The organism is uncultured Marinobacter sp. (assembly GCF_913055835.1).
Lineage (GTDB): Bacteria > Pseudomonadota > Gammaproteobacteria > Pseudomonadales > Oleiphilaceae > Marinobacter.
Map to the genome: position 1 here is coordinate 91,084 of NZ_CAJXKQ010000003.1, position 15,792 is coordinate 106,875.

At 57.2% G+C, this 15,792-nt stretch carries 14 protein-coding genes; 7 read left to right on the forward strand and 7 right to left on the reverse strand.

Features of this window, described 5'->3' with window-relative positions; all coding sequences use genetic code 11:
• Nucleotides 1-128: 128 nt before the first annotated feature.
• Nucleotides 129-1,127, reverse strand: coding sequence for a YhdH/YhfP family quinone oxidoreductase (locus QZ534_RS03100; protein ID WP_296931339.1), 999 nt, complete (start codon nucleotides 1,125-1,127; stop codon nucleotides 129-131).
• 23 nt (nucleotides 1,128-1,150) lie between these two features.
• A complete protein-coding gene (gene sohB, locus QZ534_RS03105; RefSeq protein ID WP_296931340.1) occupies nucleotides 1,151-2,212 on the reverse strand; it encodes a protease SohB in 1,062 nt (353 codons plus the stop codon).
• Between the two features lie 231 nt (nucleotides 2,213-2,443).
• On the opposite strand from sohB, the gene QZ534_RS03110 reads away from it, so the two are divergent.
• The gene (locus QZ534_RS03110; RefSeq protein WP_215985131.1) at nucleotides 2,444-2,758 is read left to right on the forward strand and encodes an SCP2 sterol-binding domain-containing protein; all 315 of its coding nucleotides are present in this window, start codon (nucleotides 2,444-2,446) and stop codon (nucleotides 2,756-2,758) included.
• Between the two features lie 66 nt (nucleotides 2,759-2,824).
• On the opposite strand, the gene QZ534_RS03115 is transcribed toward QZ534_RS03110, so the two are convergent.
• The 5 genes from QZ534_RS03115 to QZ534_RS03135 all read right to left on the reverse strand — a co-directional run bounded on the left by QZ534_RS03115 (nucleotide 2,825) and on the right by QZ534_RS03135 (nucleotide 7,402).
• Nucleotides 2,825-3,472 carry a multidrug transporter gene (locus QZ534_RS03115; protein WP_296931344.1) on the reverse strand — a complete coding sequence of 216 codons (648 nt, stop codon included), beginning with the start codon at nucleotides 3,470-3,472 and terminating at the stop codon, nucleotides 2,825-2,827.
• Between the two features lie 4 nt (nucleotides 3,473-3,476).
• Nucleotides 3,477-5,183, reverse strand: a complete 1,707-nt coding sequence (locus QZ534_RS03120; RefSeq protein ID WP_296931345.1) for a chemotaxis protein — start codon at nucleotides 5,181-5,183, stop codon at nucleotides 3,477-3,479.
• A gap of 218 nt (nucleotides 5,184-5,401) precedes the next feature.
• A complete protein-coding gene (dnaQ, locus tag QZ534_RS03125; RefSeq protein WP_296931347.1) occupies nucleotides 5,402-6,112 on the reverse strand; it encodes a DNA polymerase III subunit epsilon in 711 nt (236 codons plus the stop codon).
• 23 nt (nucleotides 6,113-6,135) lie between these two features.
• Entirely contained in the window at nucleotides 6,136-6,579 is a 444-nt protein-coding gene (gene rnhA / locus QZ534_RS03130; RefSeq protein WP_296931349.1) for a ribonuclease HI, read from the reverse strand.
• A gap of 28 nt (nucleotides 6,580-6,607) precedes the next feature.
• The gene (locus QZ534_RS03135) at nucleotides 6,608-7,402 is read right to left on the reverse strand and encodes a methyltransferase domain-containing protein (RefSeq protein ID WP_296931350.1); all 795 of its coding nucleotides are present in this window, start codon (nucleotides 7,400-7,402) and stop codon (nucleotides 6,608-6,610) included.
• A 96-nt stretch (nucleotides 7,403-7,498) separates the two neighbouring features.
• Between QZ534_RS03135 and gloB the strand changes: the two genes are divergently transcribed.
• The 6 genes from gloB (at nucleotide 7,499) to QZ534_RS03165 (ending at nucleotide 15,730) form a co-directional block, all read left to right on the forward strand.
• Nucleotides 7,499-8,293, forward strand: a complete 795-nt coding sequence (gene gloB, locus QZ534_RS03140; protein WP_296931352.1) for a hydroxyacylglutathione hydrolase — start codon at nucleotides 7,499-7,501, stop codon at nucleotides 8,291-8,293.
• A 168-nt stretch (nucleotides 8,294-8,461) separates the two neighbouring features.
• Entirely contained in the window at nucleotides 8,462-10,162 is a 1,701-nt protein-coding gene (locus tag QZ534_RS03145; protein ID WP_296931354.1) for a LysM peptidoglycan-binding domain-containing protein, read from the forward strand.
• A 12-nt stretch (nucleotides 10,163-10,174) separates the two neighbouring features.
• Nucleotides 10,175-11,998 carry an extracellular solute-binding protein gene (locus tag QZ534_RS03150; protein WP_296931355.1) on the forward strand — a complete coding sequence of 608 codons (1,824 nt, stop codon included), beginning with the start codon at nucleotides 10,175-10,177 and terminating at the stop codon, nucleotides 11,996-11,998.
• A gap of 15 nt (nucleotides 11,999-12,013) precedes the next feature.
• Nucleotides 12,014-13,099, forward strand: a complete 1,086-nt coding sequence (locus tag QZ534_RS03155; protein WP_296931357.1) for a microcin C ABC transporter permease YejB — start codon at nucleotides 12,014-12,016, stop codon at nucleotides 13,097-13,099.
• Nucleotides 13,096-14,124 carry an ABC transporter permease gene (locus QZ534_RS03160; protein ID WP_296931359.1) on the forward strand — a complete coding sequence of 343 codons (1,029 nt, stop codon included), beginning with the start codon at nucleotides 13,096-13,098 and terminating at the stop codon, nucleotides 14,122-14,124. The genes QZ534_RS03155 and QZ534_RS03160 overlap by 4 nt, the downstream gene beginning before the upstream one ends.
• A gap of 1 nt (nucleotide 14,125) precedes the next feature.
• Nucleotides 14,126-15,730, forward strand: coding sequence for an ABC transporter ATP-binding protein (locus tag QZ534_RS03165; protein ID WP_296931361.1), 1,605 nt, complete (start codon nucleotides 14,126-14,128; stop codon nucleotides 15,728-15,730).
• The last annotated feature ends 62 nt before the right edge of the window (nucleotides 15,731-15,792 follow it).

Genomic DNA, 15,792 nt, shown 5'->3' on the forward strand with positions numbered 1-15,792 from the left:
GACGCTTGGGCTCCGCCATCCATGGCTCCGCACAGTTTTGGAAAGTGAATCCCCTCTCTTCTATACAAATCTCTCAGTACGGTATCGTAGGTCGGATTAGGCAAAGCCGTAATCCGACAAACAACCGCTTACTTCGAATGATCCAAAACAATCTTCCCGGCTGACTCCCCTTTCAAAAACGCCTTCAGCGCCCCATCAAGCTCACCACGACCGATATCACGCGCAGACGCCTCCGTCTTCGGACACGCCCACTCCCCCGCGAATTTCTTCCAAACGGCCTCTTTCTCCGCCAGTGGAATCTCTACGGAATCCACACCCAGCAGATTAACCCCGCGCAGGATAAACGGCAGCACCGTGGTCTGAAGGCCCGGACCGGCCACGAGGCCACAGCAGGAAACGGAACCGCCAGGCTGAATCTGCTTGAGCAGTTCGGCCAGGGGGCCACCACCCACCGTATCCACCGCGTTGGCAAACGCAGGTTTGACCAGAGGTTTCTTCTCTTCCGCCAGGGTCTCACGGCCCACCACTTCGCTGGCGCCCAGAGCCTTGAGATCTTCCGCGTGGTCGGCCTTGCCACTGATGGCAACGACGTCGAACCCGAGTTTGGCAAGCAGCTCAACGGCAACGGTGCCAACCGCACCAGAGGCCCCTGAAACAGCGACTTTACCCTGCTCCGGTTTGGCGCCCATGGTCAGGAGTTTCTGGACACAGAGGCCGGCGGTGAGGCCGGCAGTGCCATAGATCATGGCGGTGCGGGCATTCCAGCCGGCAGGCATGGGGACGCACCAGGCGCCAGGAACGCGGATGTATTCGCCAAAACCACCGTCGGTATTCATGCCCAGGTCGTAGCCGGTCACGATAACGGGACTGCCGTTCGACGGGGTTCCCGTGGCAGATTCAACAACTTCACCTGCGGCGTCGATACCCGGGGTATGTGGGAAAGAACGGGTGACACCCTTATTACCGGAAGCTGACAGCGCGTCCTTGTAGTTAAGCGAGGAGTGGCTGACCCGGATAAGGACCTCGCCATCGGGAAGGTCTGCGGTGCTCAGGGTTGTCTCGGCGCCGACATACTCTCCGTTCTGCTCTTCGACACGCCAGGCTTTGAATTCGGTATTGGTTGTCATCGTTGTTCCCCGTTTTCAGTAGGCTACTGGAACTTCTGGTTGCGGAAGGCACCCAAAACTTTCCAGACCGTGTGTTCAAGCGCCGCACTGGTTGCCAGCCCGAGCTTTTCCGGGAGGGTGCGTTTGCGCTGGTATGCCACTGAGACTACGTCCGCGCGGTCACAGGCTTCAATGAGATATTCGTCGGAGGTTTTGATCTCGTCGATCAGTTTCACCTCCAGCGCCCGCTTGCCAAACCAGATATCGCCATTGGCAACCGCGGCGATATCCAGATCCGGACGTCGCTCGCTCACATACTCCTTGAACAGACCGTGGGTATCTTCCAGATCTTCGAGGAACTTCTGACGCCCCTTGTCGGTATTTTCTCCGAAAATGGTCATGGTGCGTTTATGCTCCCCGGCCGTCAGCACTTCAAAGTCCACATCGTTCTTCTTGAGAAAACGGTGGAAATTCGGGAGCTGGGCAACCACGCCAATAGAACCCAGAATGGCAAACGGCGAGGCGACGATCCGGTCAGCAACACAAGCCATCATGTAACCACCGCTGGCGGCGACTTTGTCGACACAAGCGGTAAGGCGTACACCCTTGCTGCGAATCCGGTCGAGTTGCGCGGCGGCAAGACCGTAGGAGTGGACCAGTCCACCACCGCTTTCCAGGCGGATGACGACTTCGTCTTTTTCCGGATCAGCGATGCTCAATACTGCAGTGATGGCGCGGCGAAGCGGATCCGTGTCGCTTGCCTTGATATCGCCATCGAAATCGAGAACATAAACGCGACCGCGACTGTCGCTCTGTTCGTCGCTATCTTTCTTCCCCTTGGCCGCCTTCTTCTCGGCCTTTTGCTCTTTCTTTCGGGCCTTCTGGAAGAGCTTGCGTTGTTGATCCGACATCAACTTGGACTGGATCGTTTCACGCAGTTTTTCGTATTTCTCGTTGAGTTTCCGGATCTTGAGCTCTCCCTCGCCCTCATGATCGCCCCGATCCTTCTGGGCGGCAGACATGATGACAGAGATCACCACCAGGGCCGCCACCACGAAAGTAACGATCTTGGCCAAAAACAAACCGTATTCTGTCAGGAACTCCAAAGTGCTTCTCCAACTGGATGTACAAAGGCAAGAGTGTAACTTACCGAATTTATGGTGATAAGGAGAGCAAAAAAATTAAAACAAGCGTTCGATCGACCTTGACAGAGCCGACCACTAACCATAAAGTCGGATGGCGAGGTCGGCTCTACCCGGGCACCCGATCAGGCTCGTGAAGCCAGGGACATCAAGCCGTCGTGATCATGACTAGACAACCATCAAAAGGGTAAAACAATGTCTGTAGCTCAGGTATTTGAACAACTCGAACAGAATTTCAACGCAGACGCAGCTCAAGGCCTGGACCTGGTCTTCCAGTTCGACATCGAAGACGACAAGACCTATCACCTCGTCATCAATGACGGCACCTGCAAGATGCACGAAGGCGCCCATGACGATCCTTCTGTCACCCTGATCATGAACTCCGAAACCCTGAAGGGCATCGTTTCCGGCGAGACTGACGGTATGCAGGCATTCATGGCAGGCCAGCTGCGCGCTGAAGGCGACATGATGCTGGCAACCAAGCTGGGCGAGCTGTTCAAGATGGGCTGATTGGCCCCGGCACGTGTTGTGAGGAAAACCTGCGTTTCGGCGCAGGTTTTTTTATGCCCCGGGATACTATTGATCCCAGAACTGAACTGCGGCCCTTGCCTGCTCGTTTACCGGAACAGCAGCCAGGCCCGTGGAGGAAAGTTTGACTTCGAAAACCGCCCCGTCCCGCATGGGCATGAAGGTCATGTTGCCACCGACAGCCTCCACAAACGGCAGGTTGAACTGCTGATCCCACTGCCAGAGGTCCGGCCAGATGCTTTCAGCAAGTCCGATTGCTGTTCTGGGGGCAGATCGTTCCTGCTCCAGCGACGTGTAGCGCCCACTCAATTGTTCCAACCGATAGCCCGGTGCGATATCAAGCCAGCGGAAGGGACCGGAAAACCGCATAATCCGCGCATCAATCTGCCACTGGTCCCCCTGCAGCGTCCTTACCGCTACTGTTTCGCCCATACTCTGGAGCGTGACCTGCCAGATCTGCTCGGCCTGTCGCTGCGTGGAGATGGTTGCAACGGTCTGCAAGCCAACCAACGAACGGTAGCTGGTGAGGTTTACTGCGATAACGAGGACATAAAGGCCGGCGAGAATGACGCCAAATACCGCCATTCCTTTCAGCCAGGACAACAACCAACGGGGGTGTCTGAAAAACACCAGGCCCGCGATTACCATTACCGCGCCTGCAGCGGCCAGTACGATGGTAGCGAGCGACTGGGACATGAAACTACAAACCTACATCGTCCAGCGACGATTCTGCCAGTTTAAGCAGGTCAATGTTGCGGTCTTCACTCTTACCGATGCTCTCAATGTAATATTCCAGCGAGGTCAGCGCGTCGGCGAGAGCTTCAAGCACCTGAGCGGCCGGGGCTTCCTTGGCATCCAGCAAACGCTCCTGGATAGAAGCGGCCACACGCTCAAGAACCCCCGCTGCCCCGGGGTCGTTAACCATCTGCAGGCCACCCCAGATGCTGTGCAGTGTCGCTGGCAGGTTGGCCAGGTGAAGTTTATCGTAGTCAGATTCAATAAAGGCTGTAATGGCCCGTTTTGCCAGGGTCAGAGCTCCCCGGGCCTCATCCGCGACCACATACAACGCCTCCCGAAGGTACACGGATTCTTCCCGTTTACGTTCGCCGCCTGCCAGCGCATCCGTTTCGGAGGTAATGCCACGGGTAACAATTTGCATGACCGCATCTTCAATACCCAGCACTGAATCCGCCAGGCGATAGAGCTCATCGTCGCCCGGGAGCCGCGATTCTGCCTCCCAGCTGCGGAGTTTGCTGGCTTCTTCCCGGGAAATGCCCGCCAACTTGTTCAGGTCAAGCATCACCAGCGTGTTCGCCAGACGCTCCAGGGCATCGGCAATGGAAGACAGCTCTGCCAGATCCGGCTCGATGCCGCGTTCAATAATATCCAGTTTGTCTTTCAACTGGTTCAGCTCGTCCTGCAGGGCTTCCGACAGGGATTTGAGCACATCGGTCCCGGGACCATACAACCTGCGGGCATGGGCCTCGAGCATGGAATCCGGGAAGTCGGCCGGTGCGAGATGGTAAGCGGAGAGCACCTGGGTCACTTCAGGGTTGGCGGAGCCACTGCGATACAGCAAGTAGACCAGATCACGGATCAGCGAATCCGGCGCGTCTTTGGCCGTAGCAACCTTGCCCACGTAAACCACTTCCCGGGCGTATTTTTCGATCCGCATGAACATGCGCTTCCGGGCCTTGGTAAATATCATCGCCCGATCAAGCATCGTGTCTGCAACGATGCCAACGAGACACCACATCTGCCCCATGGGGGCACCCTGGCACAGGCGCGCAAGCCCACGGGAGGCGCGCCCGATGAGCTTCTTGTTCACCACGTCGTTGCGGTCGCGCAGAATGCCTAGAAGCGCCACCTGAAAGGTCAGGCGCATACGGCGAGCCATGATTTCGTAATCAGCCTCGTTGCCGTCAAAGGGCTCCACCGTCACGCCAGCGCAGAAATCAGGGCGTTCCTTGACGTCGACATCAAAGAAACAGGATTCGGGATAGGGCTTTTCCCGCCGGGCCTCACGAAGATCGTTGATGACAGGAAGCAGCAATTCGGGGTGATCTTCCCTTTGCTGGTGGTAATACTCGACGTAGCGGCGGAGGATAAACAGCGCGCTGTTGAGTGTGGTCAGGAGGATGTTTTTGTCGTCGTTGGCACCAACAGGCACATCGTTGGCCATGGTGACCGCTTCCTGGCACAACAGGGTGCCGCCGCGCAGCTCCACCAGGATAAAAATGCCCCGCAACTGATTGATGAAATCAACACAGTTCTGGAGATCCTCACCTCTTTCGCGGTTTTCCTGAAAGCGTTCAAGGCTGGATTCTGCCTGCTTGATGGTCTGTTCTATTTCACTTTTGACCAGATCAAACGACTGCGATTTCGTCGCGAGAGACGACTGAACCATAAACGCTTCCCGTTAATGTTGCGGAGACTACCGCATCCTCTTTGGTGGCGACTGGTCTGGCGATAGCGAACCAGGCCTTTTTGTTCTGGGCCGGCTAACCCCTTTTCCGGCCAAAGCGAGTTCGCAAAAAACTGGCGAACTTATCATTACTTATAACATAAAACTCAAGTACCTCAAGAAAGGCGGAATGTAACATTTGGTACAGACCGACCCAGTTCTCATTCTGCGGTCTGGAGTTTGCCCCACACGGTTTCGCCCGCCTGTTTTTCCAGCAGCGACATGAACTCCTCGTGGGCTTCATTTTCCGCACTGGAAGCCCGAACCACCGACAGTGGGGCCCTGTCCGCTGGAAGCCTTCTGATGCCGCCGGCGACGCCACCGTTTTCGGAACCGGCGTCCAGAGACAGAGCCGTCTGGCCACCAGTGAGGAGCAGGTATACGTCGGCGAGGATCTCCGCATCCAGCAAGGCTCCGTGGAGGTCACGGTTGCTGTTGTCCACACCGTAGCGTTTGCAGAGCGCATCCAGGTTGTTCTTCTGCCCAGGGTGACGCGCCCGTGCGATAGCCAGAGAGTCGACAATTCCGCAATGGTCAGCGGTTTTACGCACCGGTTTCAGGCGGGCAAATTCCGAATCCATAAAGCCGACGTCGAAGGCGGCGTTATGGATAACCAGCTCGGCGCCTTTGATGAATTCGAAGAACTCGTCGGCAATGTCGGCAAAACGGGGCTTGTCGGCCAGGAACTCGTTGGTAATGCCGTGAACGGTTATCGCTTCGGCCTCAACTTCGCGGTCGGGGTTAATGTAAACATGGTAGTTGCGTCCGGTGAGCTGGCGCTCCATCAGTTCAACACAGCCGATCTCGATGATCCGATGGCCTTCGGCGGGATCGATACCCGTGGTTTCTGTATCCAGTACGATCTGTCTCATTTGCTAAACCTGGTTATCTGCATTTATGCGTTTGAAAGCTCTTCGACACCGCGATTGGCGAGTTCATCAGCCAACTCGTTGTCGGGAACACCGGAATGGCCTTTTACCCAGTGCCAATTGATCTTGTGCCGGGCGACTTCCGAGTCCAGTTCACGCCACAGATCCTCGTTCTTGACGGGCTTTTTCGCAGAGGTTTTCCAGCCATTGCGTTTCCAGCCTGCCATCCATTCGGTGATACCCTTGCGCACGTACTGCGAGTCCGTAAACAACTCCACCTCGCAGGGGCGTTTCAGGGCCTCCAGGCCACGAATGGCCGCCATAAGCTCCATGCGGTTGTTGGTGGTGGTGGCCTCGCCTCCATGCAGAGTCTTGCGGTTATCGCCATAACGCAAAACCACACCCCAGCCGCCGGGGCCAGGGTTGCCCTTGCAGGCGCCGTCTGTATACAGGATTACCTTGCCGGCCATTCAGTCTCCTGGTTCGGTTATCAATAAGTCACTTGAGCTTGTCTGGGAGTGCGCCACTCCGGCTGCAGCCCCGGGAAGCGCCAACGGTGCCGGTCCCCGGTAGGGCAATAACCTTGTTCTGCCGCCATACAGGGCGTCTCGGCAGCCGGGCATGCACGCGTTTTTTGGCAAGGATACAGTAATAGGCGCCCACTGGCAGGAGCCGATTTCCGGATAGACGGCTGTCAATCCGGCTCAACGGTTTACGACCGCTGCGTTGAAGAGGAGTTCTGAAAAAACGGGTAACCGATGCCTCGACATTGAACCCCAGCAGGCGCAGCCAGTCTTCCATCCGCCCACGTAACAGGAAACGACCTCCCCACGGGCCCTCGCTGCTCCTCGTGATCAATTTACGCGCTCCCCACAGGCTGAGCGGGTTGAAGCCGAACAAGGCCATGGTACCCTCACCCCGAAGCACTCTCGCCGCCTCCCGAATCACCTGGTGCGGATAGGGAGAAAAGTCGGCAGTGTGGTGCAGCACCACAAGATCCATAGAGTCTCCGGGAAAGGCCAGTTCATCAGAATCACAAATGGCTACCCCGTCGGGTATGTGCGGGTACCATCGGGGTGTTGTCATGATCTTCTGGGAAAAATCCGTGCCTGAAGCCAGCGGTAGCCGATGGCTGATTCCCACCTGCAACTGTCTGGCACCCGTCAGGCGCTGGAGCTCAGCATCCACAAAACGCCTCTGATCTGCCAGCAGCGCCCGGCCCAGTGGGGTCTGGAACCAGCGCTCAAAGCTCTCATGTCTGGCGGAATAATCAACTGCGTCAGGTTCACTCACCAATGCGCCACTCCCGGAAGCCCTTTGCCATGGTTGGGGCCTTGTATTTAATGCTCTATCATATCAGTCACATTCGATAAGCACATGTGGGGCCCTATGCTGACCATTTCTGCCATTTCCGCTTTCAGCGACAACTATATCTGGTGCCTTTCCGATTCCTCCAGCGGCAAAGCGCTGATTGTCGACCCCGGCCAGGCCCAGCCGGTTCTCGATCATCTGGTCGAACACAGTCTGACACTCGATACCATCCTGGTAACCCATCACCATCCGGATCATGTTGGAGGGGTCAAAGAACTGGTTTCCCGCTTTCCGGATTGCCGTGTAACCGGCCCTGCTGATTCGCCTTATAAAGGCAGCACCAACCTGGTTCACCCAGGCGATGAGGTTATCTGGGAGGACATCACCTTCCAGGTTCTCGGCGTGCCCGGCCACACCCTGGATCACATTGCCTATTTCACGGATGTCGAGGTTCATGGCCGGCCCGTGCTGTTCTGCGGCGACACCCTGTTTGTTTGCGGTTGCGGCCGGCTGTTCGAGGGTTCTCCGGAGCAAATGCGCCAGTCTCTCCAGACCCTGAGAGCCCTGCCGGGTAAAACCGCGGTTTACTGTGCCCATGAGTACACCCTCGCGAATCTCCGTTTCGCCCGCAGCTGGCTTCCTGAAGATGAGGGACTCCGGGATTTCGAGCAGCAGTGTCAGGCTGCCCGCAATGAAGGAAAGCCAACCGTTCCTTCCGTACTTGAAGACGAGAAGCGGCTGAATCCTTTCCTCCGCTGGGATGATCCGGCTGTGGTGGACTCGGCCCGCAGCTACTGCGCCAGCCACGGCTTGCCGGCGGATTCCGAAAACGCCATCTTTGCGGCCATTCGCCATGGCAAGGACAACTTCTGACGCCCGGCGATACGCACTTAACAAATCCTCTCACAGCCGTAACGAGAGGTTTCTTGACCGCTTTAAAAGTGGTCCCATAGAATCGTTTCAACTTTGTGACCGTAAATTGTTCAATACGCCGGGTTTTCACTGTCTGCGCCCGGCCTCAACCTGGAACCGGATGTTGTTATGTCGGTCAGTCGATTGTCATTGTTGTTTTTCGCCGGAGCCCTCGCGAGCGGCTGCAGTAGCCTGGTCAAGCAGGGGGAAGAAAGTCCGCTGAATACGCAGGAAGTCACTGTTGCCGCCGGCGATGAGGGGCTGAAGAAAGCGGTTGAGACCGGAGAGAACGGCAACGCCACTCGAAACGAACCGCTCGATGAAGCCATTGCTCCGGAATTGAAGGATGCAGCCAGGGATGCCCGTGAGAAGCTCGACAATCCGGTGGAAAAGACCGCCGAAACAGCGGTGGTCGAACAGGATCTCTGGGCCAGATTGCGGTCGGGATTTGCACTGGATCATGACATTGACAATGAGCGCGTCCGGGACCAGCTAAACTGGTATGCCCGTCACCCCGGCTATATTGACCGTGTGGTTGAGCGAGGTAGCCGCTACCTGCACTACATTGTCAATGAGACCGAAAAACGAGGCCTCCCGGCCGAGTATGCCCTGCTCCCCATCGTTGAGAGTGCGTTTGATCCGTTTGCCTATTCTCATGGCCGTGCAGCCGGTCTCTGGCAGTTCATCCCCTCCACAGGAAAGTACTTCGGGCTGACACAGAGCTGGTGGCATGACGATCGCCGTGATGTGATCGCCGCCACCGATGCTGCCCTAACCTATCTCGACCGCCTGGCCAACCGGTTTGACGGCGACCACACGCTGGCTCTTGCGGCCTATAACAGCGGCGGTGGCACGGTCTCCAGCGCTATGCGCCGGAATCGCAACAGCAACAAACCGACCGATTTCTGGTCTTTGCAACTGCCACGGGAAACCCGCCATTACGTGCCGAAACTAATTGCACTGGCCAAAATCTTCGATAATCCCGAGGCCTATGGCATTGAATTACCCTCGCTGAAAGACGAGCCCTACTTCGAGGTTGTTGAGACAGGCTCCCAGCTGGATCTTGCCCAGGCGGCGGAGCTGGCCGGCGTGGATGTGGATGAGATTTACCTGCTCAACCCCTCCTACAACCGTTGGGCCACTTCACCGGACGGCCCGCACCGACTGCTCGTTCCGGTTCAGAACGCCGGGAACTTCCGCACGGCTCTGGCGCAAATCCCTGCCGGGCAACGGGTTTCGTGGCGTAACTACAAGGTCAAATCCGGCGACAGCCTGAATTCTATTTCCCGGAAATTCTCGACCACGCCGTCGGTTCTCCAGCAGGTGAACAACCTGAACAGCGACCTGATAAGGATTGGCCAGAGGCTGATGATTCCGTCTGCCTCCAAGGGCAGCGACGCCTATGCCCTGAGTGCTTCCCAGCGGCTCGAGCGCAAGCAGGACCGTAAGCGGGACGGCAACAAGGTTCGCTATACGGTTCGTAAAGGCGACACCTTCTGGGACATTGCCAGGGAGCATCGGGTGTCCGTGCGTGAGGTTGCTGCCTGGAACGGTATGGCGCCTGGCGACCCGCTGATACCGGGCAAGGAACTGGTTATCTGGTCCAAAACCAGTCAGCCCACGGTAATGGCAGCTAACAGTGGCCGCGGCGAGGCAATGGTTCGAAAGGTAGGCTACCGGGTACGCAAAGGCGACTCCCTGGCCCGGATTGCCAGCCGGTTTTCCGTGAATGTGCGGGATATCGCAAGCTGGAACGATCTGAACACCGCCCGTTATCTGCAACCCGGGCAAAGTCTGGTACTCTACGTTGATATCCGAAACAGTCCCTGACGTGCGAGACTTATGACAAGAACACGGAAAGCCTCATCCCTTACGTCGTTTTTTTCAGCCCTGGCAATTATTGCCACACCGTTCATCTCTCCGTTTTCCGTCGCCGAAGAGGCAATGCCCGCACATGGCATTGCCATGCACGGCGAAACCAAATACCCGGCCGGGTTCAGCCACTTCGATTACGTTAATCCGGATGCCCCGAAAGGCGGCACGCTAAAGATGGCCGTTGTTGCCAACGGCTTTGACTCCTTCAATCCCTTTGACATCCGTGGCGTCGCTGCAGCGGGGATAAGCACCTATCTGTACGATACCTTGCTGGAGTCCTCCGACGATGAGCCCTTCTCGGCCTACGGCCTGATTGCTGAATCCCTGGAAACGCCCGAAGACCGAAGCTACGTTGTGTTCAACATCCGTGAGCAGGCGCGGTTCCACGATGGCGAAGCCATTACCGCCGAAGACGTGAAGTTTTCTTTCGACACGCTCACTACCAAGGGGCATCCCTTCTTCCGCAACTACTATGCGGACGTCAGCAGCGTGACAGTAGAGGGTCCTCGCCGGGTACGTTTTGATTTCAGCGATACCAGCAACCGTGAGCTGCCGCTGATCCTGGGCCAGATGCCCATTCTGCCGGCGCACTATTGGGCCGATCGTGAGTTTGGCAAAAATGGCCTCAACCCGCCGGTTGGCAGTGGCCCCTACCGGATAGGCGACTTCGAGGCCGGCCGGTCCATTACCTATGAGCGCGTCGAGGATTATTGGGCCAGGGACCTGGGGGTTCGTAAAGGCCGGTTCAATTTCGATCAGATCACCTACGATTACTACACCGATGACACCGTAGCCCTGGAAGCCTTTAAAGCCGGCAGCTTTGATTTCCGGCTGGAGTCTTCCGCCAAGAACTGGGCCACCGCCTACACCGGTGAACGGTTCGAGAATGGCACCATAATCAAGGAAGCCATTGAGCACCACCGCCCCTCCGGCATGCAGGGTTTTGCCTTCAATACCCGCCGAAAGGTGTTTTCGGATCCGCTTGTGCGTGAGGCTCTGGCCTATGGTTTCGATTTTGAATGGGCCAACAAGAACCTGTTCTTTGATCAGTACACCCGGACCGACAGCTATTTCGAGAACAGCGAACTGGCTTCCTCGGGTCTGCCAACCGGTCGTGAACTGGAAATACTCGAACCGTTCCGGGATCAGCTTCCCGAAGATGTCTTCACGGAAGAGTATCAGCCACCCACCACCGAGGGTCAGCAGGGACTGCGCCAGAATCTACGGACGGCCATGGAGCTGCTGAAGTCAGCAGGGTACGAGATCCGGGATGGCAAGATGGTACACGGCGAATCCGGGGAACCACTGGCCTTCGAGATCCTGTTGTTCCAGAAGAGCTTCGAGCGAGTGGTTCTGCCCTTCAAGAACAACCTTGGCCGGCTTGGGATTGATGTGACTGTTCGACTGGTGGACAGCAACCAGTATATCCAGCGCCTGCGGGAATTCGATTTTGACATGATCACCCAGGTGTTCGGCCAATCTGATTCACCGGGGAACGAGCAGCGGGAATACTGGCACTCCTCCACCGTGGACGCCAAGGGCTCACGCAACTACATGGGCGTAAGCGATCCGGTCATCGACGAACTGGTGAGCATGGTTATCCAGGCCCCGAATCGTGAGGAGCTGGTACAGCGGGTACGGGCACTGGACCGGGTTCTCCTGCACCACCACTATGTAATTCCCCACTGGCACCTGAGAAGCGACCGCGTCGCCTACTGGAACCATCTGCAACGTCCGGCCGAAACGCCCAAGAACGGCATCGACCTGGACAACTGGTGGGCGAAGCCCTGAGGAAAGCGCCGCTAAATGGGCATCTACATACTCCGGCGTCTGGCGCTGATCATTCCCACGCTGATCGGAATCATGCTGCTCAATTTTGTTATTGTGCAGGCCGCGCCGGGTGGTCCTGTTGAGCAGCTTATCGCGGAGATGGAGGGCCACGGAGGCCGCGCCCTTGCCCGGGCTTCTGGCGGTGGTACCGCTGGTGAGGTAGCCGACTCTTCCGGCGATACACGCGGCTCCCGCGGTATTCCCGATGAGCTCCTGAAGGAAATCGAAGTCATGTATGGCTTCGATAAACCAGCCCACGAACGTTTCTTCAAGATGCTCGGCGATTACGCCACGTTCAACTTCGGTGATTCCTTCTTCCGGGAAAAAAGCGTAATCGACCTGATCCTCGACAAGATGCCCGTATCCATCTCACTGGGCCTCTGGTCGACACTGATCATCTATTTTATTTCCATCCCCCTGGGCATCCGAAAGGCCGTCACGGATGGCTCCAGGTTTGATGTCTGGACCAGTTCTGCCATTGTGGTGGGTTATGCCATACCGGGCTTCCTGTTCGCCATACTGCTGATTGTGCTGTTTGCCGGGGGCAGTTATTTCGACTGGTTCCCGCTCCGGGGACTGACGTCTTCCAATTTCGACGAGCTCACCTGGTATCAGAAAATTGGAGACTACTTCTGGCACCTGGCACTGCCGGTCACCGCAAACGTGATTGGCGGCTTCGCCACCCTGACCCTGCTCACCAAGAATTCGTTCCTGGATGAGATCGGCAAACAGTATGTGGTGACTGCCCGCGCCAAAGGCCTGGACCAGAAAGAAGTGCTTTACGGCCACGTGTTCCGTAATGCCATGCTGATTGTGATTGCCAGCCTGCCCGGTGTCCTGGTGGCTCTGTTCTTTACCGGTTCGCTCCTAATTGAAGTGATTTTTTCCCTCGACGGGCTCGGGCTGCTGGGCTTTGAAGCCGCCCTGAACCGCGACTACCCGGTGATCTTCGGTACCCTGTACATATTCACCCTGATGGGGCTGATCCTGAAGCTGATCAGCGACATCACCTATGTTTTGGTCGACCCACGGATCGATTTTGAAAGCCGGGAGGGCGCGTGAGCTTGCGTTCTCTCACTCCGATCCAGCAAAGACGCCTGCGGAATTTCCGGAAAAACCGGCGCGGTTTCTGGTCGCTTTGGATCTTTCTTGCTCTGTTTGGCCTGTCGTTGTTGGCAGAGTTGATTGCCAATGATTCCCCGTTAGTCGTGTCCTACAAGGGAGAGCTTTATTTCCCGGTGGTCCAGTCGGTGCCTGAGGAGACCTTTGGCGGCTTCCTGCCCACCGAAGCGGATTATCGCGATCCCTTTATCTCAGATGAGATAAGCGCCAACGGCTGGATGATCTGGCCACCGATCCGGTTTAGTTACAACACCATCAATTACGACCTTGAAGTACCCTCACCGGCGCCGCCCAGCGCCGAGAACTGGTTGGGAACCGACGACCAGGGCCGGGATGTCGCCGCCCGCGTGATTTACGGATTCCGGATTTCGGTGCTGTTCGGCCTGACCCTGACGATCGCCAGCTGCATTGTTGGCGTTGTTGTCGGCGCTATCCAGGGCTTTTACGGCGGCAAGATCGATCTGCTGGGCCAGCGCTTTATCGAGATCTGGTCCGGCCTGCCGGTGCTGTATCTGCTGATCATTCTCTCCAGCATTGTGCAGCCCAATTTCTGGTGGCTGCTGGGCATCATGCTGCTGTTCAGCTGGATGGGACTGGTGGATGTGGTCCGGGCGGAATTCCTACGGGCCCGTAACTTTGAATATGTGAAAGCCGCCAGAGCGCTCGGGCTGGATAACCGCAAGATCATGTTCCGGCATATTTTGCCCAATGCCATGGTGGCTACCCTCACTTTCCTGCCGTTCATCCTCACAGGTGCAATCACGGGGCTGACCTCCCTGGACTTCCTTGGCTTCGGCCTGCCCTCTGGCTCCCCCTCGCTGGGTGAATTGATCGCCCAGGGCAAGGCCAATCTGCATGCGCCCTGGCTGGGCATTTCCGCCTTTGTCTCGTTGTCGCTGATGCTCACCTTGCTGGTGTTTGTTGGCGAAGCCGTACGCGATGCCTTTGATCCGAGGAAGAGCTGATATGAACCAACTGCTTCAGATCTCCGACCTCTCCATCTGTTTCGATCAGGGGCCCGCAGCGGTCGAATCCCTGTCGCTGGCTATTCGGGAAGGCGAGACCCTGGCGCTGGTGGGCGAAAGTGGCTCCGGAAAGTCTATTTCCGCACTGTCGATCCTTCGACTCCTCGATGCACGCCATGCAAGCTACCCCAGCGGGCAAATCCGGTACCGGGGCGAGGACCTGCTGGCGGCCACCGAGAAGCGAATGCGCCAGATCCGGGGCCGGGAGATCGGCATGATCTTCCAGGAGCCGATGACGTCCCTGAACCCGTTGCACACGGTTGAAAAGCAGATTGGCGAAACACTCGAACTGCACAAAGGGATGCGGGGTCCCCAGGCCAGAAAACGTTGCCTGGAACTGCTGAACCTCGTGGGCATACAGAATCCGGAGTCCAAGCTGGGCGCGTATCCCCACCAGTTGTCGGGCGGGCAGAAGCAGCGGGTGATGATCGCCATGGCCCTGGCCAACGAACCCGATCTCCTTATTGCAGACGAACCTACAACAGCACTTGACGTAACCGTACAGAAACAGGTCCTGGAGCTGCTCCGGGATCTCCAGAAAAAGCTGGGCATGGCCATCCTTCTGATAACCCACGATCTGACCATCGTGCACCGCTACGCGGATCGGGTGGCGGTGATGGAGCACGGAAAGCTGGTGGAAGAGGCCGATACCGCTACCCTGTTCAGCAGCCCACAACACGCCTACACCAGAAAGCTGCTGGATGCTGAACCTCCCGAAGCTCCCCTGGCCCTGGGTCAACGCGCCGAGCCTTTGCTGGCCGTTGAAAACCTGGACGTGCGTTTCCCGATCCGCAAGAGCCTCCTGGGCAAGGTCAAGGAATCCTTTCACGCGGTGCAAAGTGCCGGTTTCCAGCTGAACCGGGGGGAAACCCTCGGAATCGTCGGGGAAAGCGGTAGTGGCAAGACCACCATCGGCCATGCGCTGCTGAAGCTCACCGCCAGCACTGGCAGTATCCGCCTGGCCGGTGAAGAACTGGCATTTCTGAACCAGAAGGAATTCCGGCCCTGGCGGCGACGTGTCCAGATTGTCTTCCAGGACCCTTTCGGGAGCCTGAGTCCGAGAATGTCCATTGCCGAAATTGTCCGGGAGGGTCTGGAAATCCACGACCCGGATAACGATGCCGAACATGACCAGAAGGTGATACGTGCGCTGACCGATGTCGGTCTTGATCCGGAAGCGCGGCACCGTTACCCCCATGAATTTTCTGGCGGCCAGCGTCAGCGCATCGCGATCGCACGGGCGCTGGTGCTGCAGCCCGATCTGATCATTCTGGATGAGCCCACTTCTGCCCTGGATCGCACGGTACAGAAGCAGGTCATTGAACTGTTGAGGGATATCCAGACCCGTTATGGTCTAAGCTATATCTTTATCAGCCATGACCTGGCCGTTGTCCGCGCCCTGAGCCACAAACTACTGGTGCTGCAGCATGGCCGGATCGTGGAGTATGGCGACGCGGCCGAGATCTTCCATACACCTCGCGCGGACTATACCCGCGAGCTGCTGAATGCCGCGTTCTTTTATCAGAACACAACTACGACTATTTGAGCGTTACCCCGGCCAGAGCACTCAGGGATAATGCACCCAAATCAGGAACACAGGGAGAACGA

Bases quoted from the DNA above. Each gene is read 5' to 3' on its own strand.
- QZ534_RS03155 (WP_296931357.1), top strand. From the start codon at position 12,014: ATGGGCATCTACATACTCCGGCGTCTGGCGCTGATCATTCCCACGCTG.
- QZ534_RS03150 (WP_296931355.1), top strand. From the start codon at position 10,175: ATGACAAGAACACGGAAAGCCTCATCCCTTACGTCGTTTTTTTCAGCC.
- QZ534_RS03145 (WP_296931354.1), top strand. From the start codon at position 8,462: ATGTCGGTCAGTCGATTGTCATTGTTGTTTTTCGCCGGAGCCCTCGCG.
- dnaQ (WP_296931347.1), bottom strand. From the start codon at position 6,112: ATGAGACAGATCGTACTGGATACAGAAACCACGGGTATCGATCCCGCC.
- gloB (WP_296931352.1), top strand. From the start codon at position 7,499: ATGCTGACCATTTCTGCCATTTCCGCTTTCAGCGACAACTATATCTGG.
- QZ534_RS03110 (WP_215985131.1), top strand. From the start codon at position 2,444: ATGTCTGTAGCTCAGGTATTTGAACAACTCGAACAGAATTTCAACGCA.
- QZ534_RS03120 (WP_296931345.1), bottom strand. From the start codon at position 5,183: ATGGTTCAGTCGTCTCTCGCGACGAAATCGCAGTCGTTTGATCTGGTC.
- QZ534_RS03100 (WP_296931339.1), bottom strand. From the start codon at position 1,127: ATGACAACCAATACCGAATTCAAAGCCTGGCGTGTCGAAGAGCAGAAC.
- QZ534_RS03115 (WP_296931344.1), bottom strand. From the start codon at position 3,472: ATGTCCCAGTCGCTCGCTACCATCGTACTGGCCGCTGCAGGCGCGGTA.
- QZ534_RS03165 (WP_296931361.1), top strand. From the start codon at position 14,126: ATGAACCAACTGCTTCAGATCTCCGACCTCTCCATCTGTTTCGATCAG.
- rnhA (WP_296931349.1), bottom strand. From the start codon at position 6,579: ATGGCCGGCAAGGTAATCCTGTATACAGACGGCGCCTGCAAGGGCAAC.